This window comes from Streptomyces sp. NPDC048185 (assembly GCF_043202495.1).
GTDB lineage: Bacteria > Actinomycetota > Actinomycetes > Streptomycetales > Streptomycetaceae > Streptomyces.
Window position 1 is genome coordinate 193228 of the sequence record NZ_JBIDAN010000013.1, and the last position, 15217, is coordinate 208444.

Consider the following 15217-nt stretch of genomic DNA (forward strand, 5'->3'; position numbering starts at 1 on the left):
GGGGTTCTCGGGGGACCTTCGGAACGCGGCACGGTTCTCGCGGTGGCGATGCGCGGTGGCGGTGGACCGGGGAGAACGTGCGCGGGGCGTGGCTCGGTCGCGTGCGCGGGGCGCGGCGGCGGTCACGAGCCGGCACTCGCTTCGGGGCGCGAGGCTCAGGCGGTGCGGGGGCCCTCTAGAAGGCGCACATTCGGCACATACAACGAGCACCGGGCGTCATCGTCGCCTCGGTCGCAGGGGTGCGGTCGCTCGTGGTGCTCATGCCGATCAGTAAAGCAGACCGCCGCCCGCGACCGGACACCGCTGTCCGCATGATGGACAGCGGTGGACGGTGACCGGACGCGGGCGGCGGTGATCAGCCCCGTACAGCGATCTCGATCCCGTCGTCGGTGACCAGTACGGACAGGGCCGAGAGGTCGTCGACCACCAGGTCGGCGTCGAGTTCGGCGGCCCGGTGGGTTGTGGCCAACGCCACGGTGGTCATGCCGGCGGCCCGGCCGGCCTGGAGTCCGGCGGGCGCGTCCTCGAAGACGACACAGGCCGCCGGGTCGACTCCCAGCGCGCGGGCACCGAGCAGGTAGGGCTCGGGGTCGGGCTTGCCGCGCGTGATGTCGTCGGCGGCGACGAGGGTCTTGGGGAGGATGCCGACGGCGTCGAGCCGGGCCTCGGCGAGCCGCCTCGTGGCGGAGGTGACCACGGCCCACCGGTCGGCGGGGAGCGCGTCGAGGAACGCCCGCGTGCCGGGCAGCAGGTGCACGCCGCCGTTCGGCACATCCTCGACCTCCAGGTGCTCGATCCGTGCGACGGCCTCCGGGACGACACCGGCGGGCAGCAGGTCGGCGGCTATCTCCGCGGCCGGCCGGCCGTGCAGCTCGACCCGGCCGAACTCCTCCGCCGTGATCCCGTACTCACCGGCCCACCGCGTCCAGCAGCGGCGCACGGACTCGAGGGAGGAGACGAGGGTTCCGTCGTTGTCGAACAGCAGGGCCTGGGCGTGGATCGTCATGCTTTCGACCCTACGGCCCCGCCGTGAGGTGCCCGGCCGGGCGTCACGGGCGGGGCCGCGCGCGGCGGGCCCTTTGGGGCGTAATAGGGTCGCTGCCATGCTTGACGTCCTGACGCTGGTGACCGGAGTCGCCGCGCTGCTGCTCGCCGCCTGGTGCGGCTGGGCGGCCTACCGTGACCAGCCGACGAAGGACTGGCACTTCATCGGCATGGCCGCGGTCTCGGTGCTGGCGCTGGTCCAGCTGGCCGTCGGGATCGTGCAGTTGGCGCGGGGCGAGAAGCCGGAGCAGGGCACGACGATCTTCGTGGCGTATCTGCTGGGCGCCTTCGCCTGCGTTCCCGCCGCGGGGTTCATGTCGCTGGCCGAGCGCTCCCGCTGGGGCTCGTTGACGGTCGCCGCCGGCGGTGTGGTCCTCGCCGTCCTGGAGGTGCGGCTGTATGACATCTGGGGAGGCTGAGATGGCGGCGACCGAGGAGAAGCCGGCCCGCACACGGCTGATCGGCGGGCCCGGGATCCTGCTGGTGTGGCTGTACGGGGTGATGGTCGTCGGCGCCGTGTCGCGGTCCGCGTACCAGATCGCCACCGATTTCGACCGTGCTCCGCTCGCCTACACGCTCTCGGCCGTCGCCGGTGTCGTCTACGGCTTCATCACCTACACCCTGGTGCGCGGCGGTGAGACGGCCCGCAGGGCGGCGCGCGTCTGCTGCGCCGCCGAGCTGGTGGGCGTGCTGGCCGTGGGCACATGGACCGTGGCCGAGCCGTCGGTGTTCCCGGACGCGACCGTGTGGTCCGACTTCGGCATGGGCTACGTCTTCATTCCGGTGCTGCTGCCGCTGTCCGCGCTCTACTGGCTGCGCAAGGGCGCCCACCACGGGGCCACCGCCTGAGGCCGTCCCGACCGCTCACGCCGTCGTCGCGTAGGTCCCCGCCGGCTTCTCCAGGACGATCATCCGGACTCCGTCCGCGCCCTCGGCCGTGCCCACCGTCTCGTAGCCGACCCGCCGGTACAGGCGCAGGTTGCTCTCGCTGCGGTGGCCCGTGTGGAGGCGGAAGCGCGTGGCGCCGCGCTCCCCGGCGAGGGCGGCCTCCGCGGCCCGCAGCAGCCGGGCGCCGATGCCGTGGCCCTGGAGGCGGGGGTGGACGCACAGCTTGCCGATGGACGCGGAGCCGTCCTCGGTGACCCGGCCGCGGACCGAGCCGACGACCTCGTCACCGAGCCGCGCCACGAAGACGCAGTCGCCGGCGACCTCGTCGCGCACGGAGTCGAGGGTCTGGACGAGCGGGTCGATGCGGTAGTTGCCGTACAGCGCCGCCTCGCTCTGGAAGCAGAGGTACTGCAGCCGGAAGATCTGCTCGGCATCCTGCTCGGTCGCCGCCGAGATGGTCACGCTCATGCCCATGTGCGCATGCCTCCCGCTCACCTGATCACCTGTGGTCCCCCACTCCTATCCCCGTCCTCAGCGGGCCGCAACCTCCGGCGTCAGCAATCGCCGAAGACATCCCAGACATCTGGAGCGTTCCGGCCCAAGACTGCCCTGTGAGATACCCAACTCCCCCGCGATCTCCCGGTATGTGAGGTCCTTCGGGGACAGCAGCGCCTCGATCAGGCGGGGGCAGCGGCCGGGCAGCCGGCGCACGGCGTCGCGCAGGGCACGGTGGCGGGCCGCGGTGAGGGCGAGCTGCTCGGGCTGGCGTTCGGTGACGTCGGCGGGTTCGCGCTCGTACGGCCGCTCGGCCCGGGCCGTGCGGCGGGTGCGGCGGGCCTCGATGCGGACCGCGCTGCGCAGCCAGCGGTGGGGGTCGTGGGGCGGGCCGTCGGCCTCCAGGCGTTCCAGGAGGCGCAGCCACACCGCCTGTTCCAGGTCTCCGGGCTCGGCGCCGGTGGCATATGCCTCGGCCGAGGCCTCCGCGGCGAGGAGGGGGCGTAAGGACGTGACCAAGTCGTGCGTCATATGCAGTGCGACGCGGCTGCCCGGGGCGCTGGTTGCCCCGGGCAGCCGGATGTCACCCCAACCGGGTGTGTGCCGCTCAGTGGTTGACGAAGTCCTCGCGGGCCAGCACACCGGTGTCCGGGTTGTCGGTGAAGATGCCGTCGATGCCGGTGGCGAAGTACGTCCGGAAGGCCCCGAAGGCGTCGCCGTAGGCGTCGGGAGCCGAGCCCTTGCGGAACTCCGCGGGCAGGAACGGGTTCTCGTTGCGCATGGTGTACGGGTGCAGGATCAGTCCCGCGCGGTGGGCGTCGCGCACCAGGGTGGTCGGCTCGGTGAGGTTGCCGGCCGCGTCCTTCGGGATGATCAGGTCCAGGGTGGGGCCGATGCCCTGGGCGTAGGAGGCGATCTCCTTCAGGCCCGCGGGGGTGACGAGGTCGGCGGTCGTGCGCGGGTCGCCGGTCTCGACGAAGTCCCAGGGGCGGCTCGTCGCGCCGGACAGCAGGACGGCGAGGGGGTTGCCGACGAGCTTGTTCATCCGCTGGATGCTGGTCGGCTCGAAGGACTGGATGATGACGGGCGAGTTCTTCCGGTCCTTGCCGTGCTTGCGCAGCAGCCGCGCCAGGCGCTCCTCCGTCCCCAGGCCCAGCTTGCGGAAGTAGGTGGGGTGCTTGAGCTCGGGGTAGATCCAGACCTGCCTGCCGCGCCTGCGGGTCTGCTCGTCCTGCCAGCGGAGCACCTCCTCGAAGGTGGGGATCTCCCAGCGCCCGTCGTAGAGGGCGTTGTGCGGGCGGTTGGCCGGGATGCGCTCCGTGGCGCGGAGCGTCTTCAGCTCGGCGAGCGTGAAGTCCTCGGTGAACCAGCCGGTGGTGGTGACGCCGTCGAGCGACTTGGTGCGCCTGCGGCCGGCGAACTCGGAGTGGTCGGCGACGTCGGTGGTGCCGCCGATCTCCGGTTCGTGACGGCAGACGAGGTGCCCGTCCTTGGTGGGGACCAGGTCGCCGGCCTCGACGATGTCGGCGCCCAGGTCCAGCGCCAGTTCGTAGGAGCCGAGAGTGTGTTCGGGGCGGTAGCCGCTCGCGCCGCGATGGCCGATGACCGTGGGGACGGGCAGGCCCTTCAGCCCGCCCTGCCCGCCGCCGTGCCGTGCGTCGGCGGCTCTCGCCGTGCCGGACAGGCCCAGTACGGCTCCGCCCGCGCCGAGCACCGCCGCGCCGAGGAGCGCCCGCCGTCCGGTGCCGTCCGCCCGCTCGTCCGACTGCCGCGTTCCCTGCGTTCCCATGGGGGCCTCCCGCCGTTGACCGTCACTGCGGGCCGATCGTAGGGGCGCGTACATGACGAAAGGGAGACCGCCCGCGGAACACGCGGGTGATCCGGGATGTCGGGCGGGCGGGGAGGGGCAGGTGGGGCGGGATGTCTGACGTCCCGTCGGCTTGGGGGTGCCGGGCCGGGGTACCCGACTGGTGACCGCGGCCTGTCGTGGCGGTGCCCGGCGGGCCCCGTGGCCACGGAACAGGGGGCGGCGGTGCGGCCTCCACGGCGCGCCTCACCCGCTCCGCGCGTCGCGCGTGCTTCGATCCGGGCGGTGTGACGACGCCGGTCCCGGCGGGCCGGCACGGCGAGAGCGGCGAGCGTACGCGGGTGGTCCCCTCCTCGCGGACGCGAGTTGCCTCACACCCCGCCGTCCGCGTCACGGCCGTGCGACACCCCGGCACCGCAGGTGAACACGCGTCAACACCGGCCAGGACCCCGGTGAACCCGACGTGCGCGACCCCCCGGGCCGCGAGTAATGTCCTCACCTGCACAGACTCATACCGCATCCCCGACACCGGAGGACCCGTTGTCCCGCTTCGCGCTCATCAAGGCAGTGCTCGGCCCGATCATGCGCCTGATGTTCCGCCCACAGGTGGAGGGCGTGGAGAACATTCCGGGCGACGGCCCGGTGATCCTGGCCGGCAACCACCTCACCTTCATCGACTCGATGATCCTTCCGCTGGTCTGCGACCGGCAGGTCGTCTTCATCGGCAAGGACGAGTACGTCACCGGCAAGGGCTTCAAGGGCCGGCTGATGGCCTGGTTCTTCACCGGCGTCGGCATGATCCCGGTCGACCGGGACGGCGGCCGGGGCGGCGTCGCGGCGCTGATGACCGGGCGCCGGGTGCTGGAGGAGGGCAGGATCTTCGGCATCTACCCGGAGGGCACCCGCTCCCCCGACGGCCGTCTCTACCGCGGCCGGACCGGCATCGCCCGCCTCACCCTGATGACCGGCGCGCCCGTCGTCCCGTTCGCGATGATCGGCACCGACAAGCTCCAGCCGGGCGGCGCGGGTCTGCCCCGGCCGGGCAAGGTCACGGTCCGCTTCGGCGAGGCGATGGAGTTCTCCCGCTACGAGGGCATGGACCGCGACCGCTATGTCCTGCGCGCCGTGACCGACTCCGTGATGACCGAGGTCATGCGGCTGTCCGGTCAGGAGTACGTGGACATGTACGCCAGCAAGGCGAAGGCGGCGTAGCACCGCGCCGGACACACGCGCGGAGGGCGGGCCACCGGATCGGTGGCCCGCCCTCCGCGCGTGTACGCACGGCCTCCCTACGGCTACGGGTGCTCGACGCCGTCCTCCAGGCGCTGACCGCGCAGCAGGAACCAGGCGGCTCCGGCGGCTGCCAGCAGCACCACCGCGCCGACGCCCGAGGCGAGCGTCAGTCCGTCGACGAAGGACTGGCGGGCGGCGTCCAGCAGTGCCCCGGCCGTGTGCGCGGGCAGGTCGGAGGCGGCCTGCACCGCACCGCCGAGCGACTCGTGGGCCGCTTCCGGGGTGCCCGCCGGACCGGTGAAGTCCCGGTAGACGCCGGTCACGATCGAGCCCAGCAGGGCGATGCCGAGGGCCGCGCCGAGCTCGTACGCCGTCTCCGAGACGGCCGAGGCGGAGCCCGCCTGCTCCTTGGGCACGCTGGAGAGGATCACGTCGGCGGTCACGGTGAACGAGAACCCGGCGCCGACGCCGACCACGAGCAGGGCAGCGCCGAGCAGCGGATAGCCGGTGTGCTGGCCGATGACGGTCAGCGCGGCGAGCGCCAGGCCGACGGCGGCGAGCCCGCCGGAGACCACGGCACGCACCGAGAAGCGCCGGGCCGCACGGCCCGCGACCAGGCCGGCCACCACCGCGCCGATCGCGGCGGGCAGTTCGGCCAGCCCGGCCTCGAACGGCGGCCTGCCCTGTACGAGTTGCAGGTACTGCGACAGGAAGAACACCAGCCCGGACAGGCCGAGGACGGTCAGCAGGTCGGCCAGCACGGCGCCGGAGAAGCCACGGCTGCGGAAGAGCCGCATGTCGAGCAGCGGGACCGGCATGGTCAGCTGGCGGCGGACGAAGCCGTACAGCGCGGCGGCGCCCAGCAGGCCCGCGGCGAGCGTGGCCCACCCGAAGCCGTGGGCGGCGGCCTCCTTGACGGCGTACACGACGCCGACCATGCCGACCAGGGAGAGGACGACGCTGGCCAGGTCCCACGGGCCCGGGTCCGGGTTGCGGGACTCGGGCAGCAGCTTGATGCCGACGAGGACCAGGACGACCATCACGGGCAGGTTGATCAGGAAGACCGAGCCCCACCAGAAGTGCTCCAGCAGGAAACCGCCCACGATCGGGCCGACCGCCGTGCCCGCGGAGGCGGTGGCGCCCCAGATGCCCACGGCGAGGCTGCGTTCGCGCGGGTCGTGGAAGAGGTTGCGGATCAGGGCGAGGGTGGCGGGCATCAGGGTGGCGCCCGCGACGCCGAGCAGGGCCCGGGCGACGATCATCAGCTCGGGCGTGGAGGCGTAGGCGTTGAGGACCGATATGAGGCCGAACGCCGTGGCGCCGACGAGCAGGATCCGCTTGCGGCCGATGCGGTCGCCGAGGCTGCCCATGGAGACCAGCAGACCGGCGATGACGAACGAGTAGACGTCGCCGATCCACAGCAGCTGGGTGCCGGAGGGTGCGAGGTCCTCGCTGATGTAGGGGGTCGCGAGACCGAGGACGGTCGCGTCGACGGCCACCAGCAGTACGGCCAGCACGAGGACGGACAGCGCCAGCCAACGGCCGGGGCGCTTCACCGCCTCGGTCGACTGCGCCGACTGCAGGGTGCTGGTCATGGTTCACTCTCTCCGAAGTGCGCCGCCGAGCAGCAGCTCGACGGTCATGTGGGTGAAGTCGTTGCGGGCCACGCGGCCCTCGGTCACCGCCCAGGCGCCGGAGGCCAGCAGGCCGTAGAGCGCCTCGGTGAGCCAGACCGGGGTGAGGTCGATGCGGAACTCGCCGCTCTCCTGGCCCCGGCGGAACAGCTCGGTGAGCAGGGCGTCGATGCGGGCCCAGCCCTCGTTCTGCTGCTCGCCCTCGAACAGCTGGTTCTCGGTGTAGAGGAAGGCGAGCAGGCCGGCGGCCGGTTCGAGCTCCCGCACGAGCCGGCGCACCGCGTCCGCCGCGGGCCCCTCGTGCGGGCGGGCCGCTTCCGTGGCCGCCTCGCACTCGGCGATGCAGTGCGCCTCCAGGGCGCGGACGAGGGCGTCGCGCCCGGCGAAGTGGCGGTGCAGCGTGGCCCGGCTGATGCCGGCGGCCCGCGCGACCTCGTCCATGGTCGCGGTGGCTCTGCGGGTCAGCAGGGCCGCGGCGCTCCGCAGTACCTGTTCTCGATCGACGGCCATGAGACAACAGTAACCCATGTGATACATGCATGTCTCATACTGGGCATGTGTGACTCGCCACCGGCGCACGCGGCACCGGGGCGGTCACACGGGTGCGGGGTTCCGCTCAGTGCCAGGGCAGCTGCCCGCGCCGCTCCCAGTAGGCGCGCGGCTCCTCGGCCAGGGCCGCGAGGCGGGCGATCTGGTCGTCGTCGAGGTCGACGACGGCGGCGTGCAGGTTCGAGCCGAGCTGCCCCACGGTCGCGGCGCCGGAGAGGACCACGCCGGCCCAGGGCAGGCGGAGGATCATCGCGAGGGCGACCGCGTCGCAGCCCAGGGTCGTCTCCTCGGCCACGGCCTTCAGGACGTCCGGCGCGTGCGGCTCGGCGAGGCGGCCGTTGGCCATGCCCTCCTTGACGATCACCGCGACCCCGGCGTCGTGCGCCTCGGCCAGCGCGGGGCCGGCGGAGGTCTCCAGCACGTTGTACGTGGACTGGACGGTGCGGAAGAGGGGCTCGCCGTCGACGGTCACGGCGAGCGCCGCACGGATGGTGTCGGCCTGGGCGGGGCCGCTGGTGGAGAATCCGACGGTGATGCCCCGCGCGGCGGCCTCGGCGAGCTTGGCGTGGAGCTTGGCGTCGGTGAGGGCCGGGCTGTCGGGGGTGAGGGAGTGGATCTGGTAGAGGTCGAGCCGGTCGCCGAGGAGGGCGTCGGTCTCGGCGCGCTGACGCTCGTAGGTGGCGACGCCGTGGTCCTTGACCTCGTGCCGCTCGGCGTCGGCGGACCAGTCGGCGGTGTAGGTGTAACCCCACTTGCTGCCGACGACGACGTCGACCGCGTCGGGACGCTCCCGCAGCCAGTCGGCGAGGAACTCCTCCGACCGCCCGTAGGAGCGGGCCGCGTCGAAGTAGCGCACGCCCTGCGCGTAGGCGGCGTCGAGGAGGTCGTGGGTCCGCTCGCGCAGCGCCTCCACGCTGCGGTCCTCCCCGAGGTCCCGCTCCCGGCCGAGATTGATGTAGCCGGGACGGCCGACGGCGGCGAGGCCCAGGCCGATGTGGCTGGTGGGTGTCGTCACGGCGGCGAGACGGGCGAAGGGCATCGCGGGCTCCGTTCGGTCGGCGCGTACTGCTGCCGACCAACGTAACCGCGATGCCCCTCGGGCACACCGGCTGCTACTTCTTGGCGTTCGCCCACTCGTGCTGGCCGGCCACGTCCGCCTTCACCTCGGCGAGCTGCACGGCGACCGCGCCGGGTGCGGTGCCGCCGCGGCCGCTGCGGGAGGCGAGGGCGCCGGGGACGTTGAGCACCGAGCGGACCTCGGGCGTCAGGTGCGCGGAGATCTTCGCGAACTGCTCGTCGGTGAGCTCGTCCAGTTCCTTGCCCTCGGCCTCGGCGGCCTTCACGCACTCGCCGGCCACCTCGTGCGCGACCCGGAAGGGCACGCCCTGCTTGACCAGCCACTCGGCGATGTCCGTGGCCAGCGAGAACCCGGCCGGGGCCAGCTCCTCCATGCGCTCGCGGTGCACGGTGAGGGTGGCCATCATGCCGGTGAAGGCCGGCAGCAGGACCTCCAGCTGGTCGATGGAGTCGAAGACCGGCTCCTTGTCCTCCTGGAGGTCGCGGTTGTACGCGAGCGGGAGGGCCTTGAGGGTGGCCATCAGGCCGGTCAGGTTGCCGATGAGGCGGCCGGACTTGCCGCGGGCCAGTTCGGCGATGTCCGGGTTCTTCTTCTGCGGCATGATCGACGAACCGGTGGAGAAGGCGTCGTGCAGGGTGACGAAGGAGAACTCCTTCGTGTTCCAGATGATGATCTCCTCGGCGATCCGGGAGACGTTCACACCGATCATCGCGGTGATGAAGGCGAACTCGGCGACGAAGTCCCGGGAGGCCGTGCCGTCGATGGAGTTGCCCGCGCTGCCGTGCTCGAAGCCGAGGTCGCGGGCGACCGCCTCCGGGTCGAGGCCGAGGCTGCTGCCCGCGAGCGCTCCCGAGCCGTACGGCGAGACCGCCGTCCGCTCGTCCCACTGGCGCAGCCGCTCCGCGTCCCGGGACAGCGCCTGGACGTGGGCGAGGACGTGGTGGGCGAAGAGCACGGGCTGGGCGTGCTGGAGATGGGTGCGGCCGGGCATCGCCACGTCGGGGTGGGCCTCGGCCAGGCCGATCAGGGCGTCCTGGAGGTCGGCGATCAGGCCGCCGACGACACGGGCGTGGTCGCGCAGGTACATCCGGAAGAGGGTGGCGACCTGGTCGTTGCGGGACCGTCCGGCGCGCAGCTTGCCGCCGAGGTCGGGGCCGAGGCGCTCCAGCAGGCCGCGCTCCAGGGCCGTGTGGACGTCCTCGTCGGCGATGGTGCCCGTGAAGGAGCCGTCGGCGACGTCCGCCTCGAGCCGGTCGAGCCCGGCGATCATCCGGGTCAGCTCGTCCTCGGTGAGGAGACCCGCCCCGTGCAGCACGCGCGCGTGGGCACGCGAGCCGGCGATGTCGTAGGGGGCGAGCCGCCAGTCGAAGTGGACGGACGCGGACAGCTTCGCGAGGGCCTCGGCGGGACCGTCGGCGAAACGGCCGCCCCAGAGCCGTACGTCACCGTTGTTGCTGCTCACTCGTGTCGCTCCTCACCGTGCAATCACTGGCCTGCATGAGTATGCAGAACTCTGCATGATTCGTCAATCTCGCAGGTAACCGGGGCGCGCCGGGCCCCGCGACCCCATAATCGTTAGACATGGGAAAGACTTATGAGCGCATAGACGGCCGGCTCCGTGACTTCATCGAGGCGCAGCCCCTCTTCTTCACCGCCACGGCGCCCCTGAGCGGCGACGGGACGGTCAACCTCTCCCCCAAGGGACTCACGGGTTCCTTCGCGGTGCTCGACGAACGCACCGTGGCCTACCTCGATTTCGCCGGGTCCAACGCCGAGACCATCGCCCATCTGCGGGAGAACGGCCGGATCACCCTCATGTGGTGCGCCTTCCAGGGGCCGCCGAACATCGTGCGGGTGCACGGCCGCGGGGAGCCGGTCTTCCGCGACGACCCGCGCTTCCCGGAGTTGCTGGCCCGGTTCCCCGGCATCGACCCGAGCGCGCACGGACTGCGCGCCGTCATCGTCGTGACCGCCGAGCTCGTCCGCGACACCTGCGGATACGCCGTCCCCTTCATGGCGTACGAGAACGACCGGGATCTGCACGGCAAGCGGTTCGCGCGGGAGGACGACGCCTCGCTCAGCGCGTACTTCACCAAGAAGGAGCACATCGCGACGAGCATGGACGGCCTTCCCGGGCTGCCGTTGCCGCTGCCCCCGTCTACGGTCTGAGCCATGCGCACCGGTGCCGTTGCCGCCCTCCTCGCCCTGTCCGCCCTCGTCCTGGGCGCCGCGCCCGCCTCCGGGCCCGCGCCCCGGCCGCTGCCGGCCCGGATGGCGGACACCGGCGGCGGCACCCAGCTGATCACCGCGGTCGCCCCGGGCACCGGCTCGACCACGGGCACCGTCACCTGGTGGGACCGCAGGGGCGGCCAGTGGGTCGAGACCGGTTCGGCGCCCGCCCGTTTCGGGGCCGAGGGGCTGGCGGACGGGGCGACGCGCACCCAGGGCACCGACACCACCCCGACCGGTCTGTACGACCTGCCGTACGCCTTCGGCATCCAGGCCGCGCCGCCCGGGACGGCGTACGCCTACCGTCCGGTGCGCCAGGACTCCTGGTGGTGCCAGGACAATGCCTCCCGCGCCTACAACCGCTGGACCGAACCCCGCCCCGCCGACTGCCGCGCCACCGAGGCCGAGCACCTGATCACCTACCCGGCGCAGTACGCACACGCCCTGGTCGTCGGCTTCAACTACCACCGTCCGGTGCGCGGGCGCGGTGCGGGCATCTTCCTGCACGTGAACGGGCGCGGGGCGACGGCCGGCTGCGTGTCGGTGCCGGCGGACGCGATGCGCCGGATCCTGCGGTGGGCCCGGCCGGGGGCCCGGCCGCACATCGCGATCGGCACGTCGGGCGGGGCGACCGCGGTGACCCGCTACTGAACACCGGCGGGGGCTGAACATCCGGGCGGAGCGGTGCGTATCTGTGGGCCAAGGGCCGAGTCCCCACGGAGGAACCGTGACCACCACGCTCGCCGGCGGCCGTGCCGCCCGCCGCCAGACGATGCGGCGCATCCGGCCACGCCGATCACCGGCCGTCCCCCTGCTGCTCGCCGTGTGGGCGGGCGCGGCGGGCGTGTTGTGGCTGTGGTGGCGCAACACGCCCGCCATCACCGACGACACCGGGAAGATCCTCAACGCGGGCCGGATCACCGGGCTGCTCGCCGGGTACCTCATGGCGCTGGTGGTGCTCCAGATGGCCCGGGTGCCCGCGCTGGAGCGGCGGGTGGGCTCGGACCGGGTGGCCCGCTGGCACGCCATGACCGGCCGCTACACGCTCTGCCTGGTCCTCGCGCACCTCGTCCTGATCATGTGGGGCTACGCGGAGCAGTCCGGCAGGGGCCTCGGCGGCATCGTCCAGCAGACGGTCGACTCGATCACCGGACTGCCGGACATGGGCAAGGCGGCCGTCGGCACCGCGCTGTTCCTGCTCATCGGGCTGCTCTCGCCGGGCCCGGTGCGCCGGCGCATCCCGTACGACGCCTGGTACCACGTGCACCTGCTCACCTACGCGGCGGTGTTCCTGACCTTCTGGCACCAGCTGGCCACCGGCAACGACTTCGCCGTCGAGCCGGTCGCCGGCACGGTCTGGTACGGGCTGTACGGGACGGTGACCGCGCTCGTGCTCTGGTACCGCGTCCTGACCCCGCTGCGCCTCAACCTGCGGCACCGGCTGCGCGTCGAGGCGGTGATCGAGGAGACGCCCGGGATCGTGTCGGTGCTGATCGGCGGGCGGCGGCTGCACCGGATGGGCGCAGAGGCCGGGCAGTTCTTCCGCTGGCGGTTCCTGGCGCCGGGGATGCGGTTCAGCTCCCACCCGTACTCGCTGTCGGCGGCGCCGCGTCCGGACCTGCTGAGGATCACCGTGAAGGCGATCGGCGACCACAGCGGCCGGCTGCGCGAGCTGACGCCCGGCACCAGGGTGTGGGCGGAGGGCCCGTACGGCGCCCTGACCGCGCAGCGCCGCAGCCGCGGCAAGGTGCTGCTGGTCGCCGGCGGGGTCGGCATCACGCCGATGCGGGCGCTGTTCGAGACGCTGCCCGGCGCGTCCGGTGACATCACGCTGCTGTACCGGGCCAACAGCACCCAGGACCTCGCGCTGTGGGACGAGCTCGCCAGGATCGCCGACGAGCGCGGGGCCCGGCTGATGTACGCGGTCAACAGCCCGGACGGGGAACGGCCGGACATCTCCGCGGAGAGCCTGAGCCGCAAGATCCCGGACGTCGACCGTCACGACGTCTTCCTGTGCGGGCCGCCCGGTTTCGCCCAGTCGGTGTACGAGGCACTGCGCGGCGCGGGAGTCCCCGCCCGCCGTATCCACCACGAGTCGTTCGCGATGTGAGCGACGGACCTCAGGAGCTCAGCGGAGATGAGGAAGAGCCACCCCGTCCGGCGGGCCGTGCTCGCCGGTGCGGCGACCGTGTCCGGGATCGTGCTGTTGCTGTCGCTGAAGCCGGCGACCGACCCCGCGGCCGCCTCGGCGGCGGGCGGCACCGCGCCTCCCGTGGCCGCGCGGTCGCCGCAGGGCGGGCGGAACGCGGGCACGGGCACGGTCACCGGTGACGTGGCCGACACCCAGTACGGGCCCGTCCAGGTCCGGGTCACCGTCAGCGGCGGCAGGATCACCGCGGCCGAGGCCGTCCAGGCCCCCCGGGGCGGGCGCAGCGACCAGATCACCGCCGACGCCGTACCCAAGCTCAACCAGGCGGTACTGGCGGCCGGCGACGCCGACATCGACGCGGTCTCCGGGGCCACCTACACCAGCGCCGGGTACCGGAAGTCGCTCCAGTCGGCGCTGGACCGGGCCGGTGGCTGACGCGGTGCGCCGGGTGGTGGAGACGATGGGCACCGTCTTCTCCTTCGACGCCCGCGGCGGGGATCCGGCTGCCGTACGGCGGGCCCTGGACGAGGCTGTCGCCGGGCTGCACCGGGTGGACGAGGTGTTCAGCACCTACCGGGAGGACAGCCAGGTGTCCCGGCTGGCGTGCGGCGCGTTGCCGCTCGGGCAGTGCGGGCCCGAGGTAGCGGAGGTGCTGGAGCTGGCGGCGGAGGCGGAGCGGGTGAGCGACGGCTGGTTCAGTCCGTCGTACCGGGGGCGGCTCGATCCGACCGGGGTCGTCAAAGGCTGGGCGGTGGAGCGTGCGGCCCGGCTGGTCGTGGGGGCGGGGGCGAGCGGCGTCAGCGTCAACGGGGGCGGGGACGTGCAGATGCTCGGGACGCCCGGGGCGCGCGGGGCCTGGCGGGTGGGGGTGGCGGACCCGCTGCGGCCGGGCGGGCTCGCGGCCGTCGTCTCCGCCGCCGGAGCGACGGAGCTGGCCGTCGCGACGTCCGGTACGGCGGAGCGGGGGGCGCACATCCTCGATCCGCGCACCGGACGGCCCGCGGTGACGGACCTGGTGGCGGTGACGGTGGTGGGGCCGCGGCTGACGTGGGCGGACTGCTGGGCGACGGCGGCGTTCGCGATGGGGTCGCGGGAGGGGCTGCGGTGGCTGGAGTCCCTGGACAGGGTGGAGGGGCTGCTGATGACGACGGGGGGCGAGGTGCGCCGCACGAGGGGGCTGGCTGGGTTGCTGGGGTGACTGCAGCGCGCCAAGGGGCGCGGGGAACTGCGCGACCGGCCACGGACGGCCCGCACCCGCGTCCCGCAGCAGCCCCCGCGGCGCTGAGGTACCGGCGTGTCACTCCCCCGCGTTGGCGGGGTGCCGCTGCGCCCACCCGTGCCGCCCCAGCGGCACGACTGCCCGCAGCTGGGGCGGCCGGCCGTAGCTCGGCGGCTGGCCGCAGCTCGGGAGGCTGCCCGCAGCTCGGGCGGCCGGCCGCAGCTGGGGCGGCTGGCCGCAGCTCGACGGCTGGCCGCAACCGGTGTGCCCCGAAGGGGCGCGGGGAACTGCGCGACCGGCCACCGACCACCCGCACCCGAGACCGCGGAACAACCCGCGGCGCGCTCAGTGGCCGTTCTGTGCCAGCCGCAGCAGGTGGTCCGCGAGGGCCTGCCCGCCCGTCGGCTCCCGGCTGATCAGCAGCAGCGTGTCGTCACCCGCGATCGTCCCCAGGATGTCGTGCAGCTCCGCCTGGTCGATGGCCGAGGCGAGGAACTGCGCCGCCCCCGGAGGGGTCCGCAGGACCACGAGGTTCGCCGACGCCTCCGCGGAGATCAGCAGCTCCGCGGAGAGCCGCCGCATCCGTTCCTCCTTCGCCGACTCCCCGAGCGGCGCCCGCGGGGTGCGGAAACCGCCCTCGCTGGGCACCGCGTAGATGAGGTCGCCGTCGTTGTTGCGGATCTTCACCGCGTTCAGCTCGTCCAGGTCCCGCGAGAGCGTCGCCTGCGTGACGGTCAGCCCGTCGTCGGCGAGCAGCTTCGCGAGCTGGCTCTGCGAACGCACCGCCTGCCGGTTGAGGATGTCCACGATCCGGCGGTGGCGTGCGGTGCGGGTCTGCGGTACGGCAGGCCCGTTGGTCTGCTCGTGATCCTGCGCCTGGCTCATCGTCGTC

Annotated in this window: 16 protein-coding genes and 1 pseudogene; 8 read left to right on the forward strand and 9 right to left on the reverse strand. The window is 73.1% G+C overall.

Features of this window, described 5'->3' with window-relative positions:
• Nucleotides 1-355: 355 nt before the first annotated feature.
• Entirely contained in the window at nt 356-1006 is a 651-nt protein-coding gene (locus tag ACGF3H_RS30875) for an HAD family hydrolase (RefSeq protein ID WP_362498252.1), read from the reverse strand.
• A gap of 97 nt (nt 1007-1103) precedes the next feature.
• Here ACGF3H_RS30875 and ACGF3H_RS30880 point away from each other — a divergent pair, with 97 nt between their 5' ends.
• Nucleotides 1104-1463 (forward strand): hypothetical protein, encoded by a 360-nt coding sequence (locus ACGF3H_RS30880; RefSeq protein ID WP_362498249.1) that lies wholly within the window; start codon nt 1104-1106, stop codon nt 1461-1463.
• 1 nt (nt 1464) lies between these two features.
• Nucleotides 1465-1893: a hypothetical protein gene (locus ACGF3H_RS30885; RefSeq protein ID WP_362498426.1), complete on the forward strand. Its 429-nt coding sequence runs from the start codon at nt 1465-1467 to the stop codon at nt 1891-1893.
• 15 nt (nt 1894-1908) lie between these two features.
• Here ACGF3H_RS30885 and ACGF3H_RS30890 read toward each other — a convergent pair whose 3' ends face one another.
• The 3 genes from ACGF3H_RS30890 to ACGF3H_RS30900 form a co-directional block, all read right to left on the reverse strand.
• Complete coding sequence (locus tag ACGF3H_RS30890; RefSeq protein WP_362498423.1) at nt 1909-2406, reverse strand: GNAT family N-acetyltransferase; 498 nt, start codon at nt 2404-2406, stop codon at nt 1909-1911.
• 57 nt (nt 2407-2463) lie between these two features.
• Nucleotides 2464-2958, reverse strand: a complete 495-nt coding sequence (locus tag ACGF3H_RS30895; protein ID WP_362498247.1) for a sigma-70 family RNA polymerase sigma factor — start codon at nt 2956-2958, stop codon at nt 2464-2466.
• A gap of 76 nt (nt 2959-3034) precedes the next feature.
• Nucleotides 3035-4216, reverse strand: a complete 1182-nt coding sequence (locus ACGF3H_RS30900; RefSeq protein WP_362498244.1) for a glycerophosphodiester phosphodiesterase — start codon at nt 4214-4216, stop codon at nt 3035-3037.
• A 558-nt stretch (nt 4217-4774) separates the two neighbouring features.
• Between ACGF3H_RS30900 and ACGF3H_RS30905 the strand changes: the two genes are divergently transcribed.
• Nucleotides 4775-5446, forward strand: coding sequence for a lysophospholipid acyltransferase family protein (locus ACGF3H_RS30905; RefSeq protein ID WP_362498241.1), 672 nt, complete (start codon nt 4775-4777; stop codon nt 5444-5446).
• An 83-nt stretch (nt 5447-5529) separates the two neighbouring features.
• Here the strand turns inward: ACGF3H_RS30905 and ACGF3H_RS30910 are convergent, their stop codons facing one another.
• From ACGF3H_RS30910 to argH, 4 genes are all read right to left on the reverse strand, one after another.
• On the reverse strand, nt 5530-7062 hold the full coding sequence (locus tag ACGF3H_RS30910) for an MFS transporter (protein ID WP_362498239.1): 1533 nt from the start codon (nt 7060-7062) through the stop codon (nt 5530-5532).
• Between the two features lie 3 nt (nt 7063-7065).
• Nucleotides 7066-7611 carry a helix-turn-helix domain-containing protein gene (locus ACGF3H_RS30915; protein ID WP_362498235.1) on the reverse strand — a complete coding sequence of 182 codons (546 nt, stop codon included), beginning with the start codon at nt 7609-7611 and terminating at the stop codon, nt 7066-7068.
• A 106-nt stretch (nt 7612-7717) separates the two neighbouring features.
• Nucleotides 7718-8689 carry an aldo/keto reductase gene (locus ACGF3H_RS30920; protein WP_362498233.1) on the reverse strand — a complete coding sequence of 324 codons (972 nt, stop codon included), beginning with the start codon at nt 8687-8689 and terminating at the stop codon, nt 7718-7720.
• Nucleotides 8690-8762: 73 nt separating this feature from the next.
• Complete coding sequence (gene argH / locus ACGF3H_RS30925) at nt 8763-10190, reverse strand: argininosuccinate lyase (protein WP_362498230.1); 1428 nt, start codon at nt 10188-10190, stop codon at nt 8763-8765.
• A gap of 119 nt (nt 10191-10309) precedes the next feature.
• Between argH and ACGF3H_RS30930 the strand changes: the two genes are divergently transcribed.
• The 5 genes and pseudogenes from ACGF3H_RS30930 to ACGF3H_RS30950 all read left to right on the forward strand — a co-directional run bounded on the left by ACGF3H_RS30930 (nt 10310) and on the right by ACGF3H_RS30950 (nt 14304).
• On the forward strand, nt 10310-10897 hold the full coding sequence (locus ACGF3H_RS30930) for a pyridoxamine 5'-phosphate oxidase family protein (RefSeq protein WP_362498228.1): 588 nt from the start codon (nt 10310-10312) through the stop codon (nt 10895-10897).
• 3 nt (nt 10898-10900) lie between these two features.
• Nucleotides 10901-11608 (forward strand): L,D-transpeptidase family protein, encoded by a 708-nt coding sequence (locus ACGF3H_RS30935; RefSeq protein ID WP_362498225.1) that lies wholly within the window; start codon nt 10901-10903, stop codon nt 11606-11608.
• A 76-nt stretch (nt 11609-11684) separates the two neighbouring features.
• On the forward strand, nt 11685-13067 hold the full coding sequence (locus tag ACGF3H_RS30940) for a ferredoxin reductase family protein (RefSeq protein ID WP_362498223.1): 1383 nt from the start codon (nt 11685-11687) through the stop codon (nt 13065-13067).
• Nucleotides 13068-13094: 27 nt separating this feature from the next.
• Nucleotides 13095-13532 (forward strand): annotated as a pseudogene (locus ACGF3H_RS30945) (FMN-binding protein); the annotation flags it as partial.
• 34 nt (nt 13533-13566) lie between these two features.
• Nucleotides 13567-14304: an FAD:protein FMN transferase gene (locus ACGF3H_RS30950; protein ID WP_362498420.1), complete on the forward strand. Its 738-nt coding sequence runs from the start codon at nt 13567-13569 to the stop codon at nt 14302-14304.
• 366 nt (nt 14305-14670) lie between these two features.
• Here ACGF3H_RS30950 and ACGF3H_RS30955 read toward each other — a convergent pair whose 3' ends face one another.
• Nucleotides 14671-15210, reverse strand: a complete 540-nt coding sequence (locus ACGF3H_RS30955; RefSeq protein ID WP_362498220.1) for an arginine repressor — start codon at nt 15208-15210, stop codon at nt 14671-14673.
• Between the last annotated feature and the right edge of the window lie 7 nt (nt 15211-15217).

What these genes read in the sequence shown, in the direction of transcription:
- ACGF3H_RS30875 (WP_362498252.1), bottom strand. Translation starts at nt 1,006, where the DNA reads ATGACGATCCACGCCCAGGCCCTGCTGTTCGACAACGACGGAACCCTC.
- ACGF3H_RS30880 (WP_362498249.1), top strand. Translation starts at nt 1,104, where the DNA reads ATGCTTGACGTCCTGACGCTGGTGACCGGAGTCGCCGCGCTGCTGCTC.
- ACGF3H_RS30885 (WP_362498426.1), top strand. Translation starts at nt 1,465, where the DNA reads ATGGCGGCGACCGAGGAGAAGCCGGCCCGCACACGGCTGATCGGCGGG.
- ACGF3H_RS30890 (WP_362498423.1), bottom strand. Translation starts at nt 2,406, where the DNA reads ATGGGCATGAGCGTGACCATCTCGGCGGCGACCGAGCAGGATGCCGAG.
- ACGF3H_RS30895 (WP_362498247.1), bottom strand. Translation starts at nt 2,958, where the DNA reads ATGACGCACGACTTGGTCACGTCCTTACGCCCCCTCCTCGCCGCGGAG.
- ACGF3H_RS30900 (WP_362498244.1), bottom strand. Translation starts at nt 4,216, where the DNA reads ATGGGAACGCAGGGAACGCGGCAGTCGGACGAGCGGGCGGACGGCACC.
- ACGF3H_RS30910 (WP_362498239.1), bottom strand. Translation starts at nt 7,062, where the DNA reads ATGACCAGCACCCTGCAGTCGGCGCAGTCGACCGAGGCGGTGAAGCGC.
- ACGF3H_RS30915 (WP_362498235.1), bottom strand. Translation starts at nt 7,611, where the DNA reads ATGGCCGTCGATCGAGAACAGGTACTGCGGAGCGCCGCGGCCCTGCTG.
- ACGF3H_RS30920 (WP_362498233.1), bottom strand. Translation starts at nt 8,689, where the DNA reads ATGCCCTTCGCCCGTCTCGCCGCCGTGACGACACCCACCAGCCACATC.
- ACGF3H_RS30930 (WP_362498228.1), top strand. Translation starts at nt 10,310, where the DNA reads ATGGGAAAGACTTATGAGCGCATAGACGGCCGGCTCCGTGACTTCATC.
- ACGF3H_RS30935 (WP_362498225.1), top strand. Translation starts at nt 10,901, where the DNA reads ATGCGCACCGGTGCCGTTGCCGCCCTCCTCGCCCTGTCCGCCCTCGTC.
- ACGF3H_RS30950 (WP_362498420.1), top strand. Translation starts at nt 13,567, where the DNA reads ATGGGCACCGTCTTCTCCTTCGACGCCCGCGGCGGGGATCCGGCTGCC.
- ACGF3H_RS30955 (WP_362498220.1), bottom strand. Translation starts at nt 15,210, where the DNA reads ATGAGCCAGGCGCAGGATCACGAGCAGACCAACGGGCCTGCCGTACCG.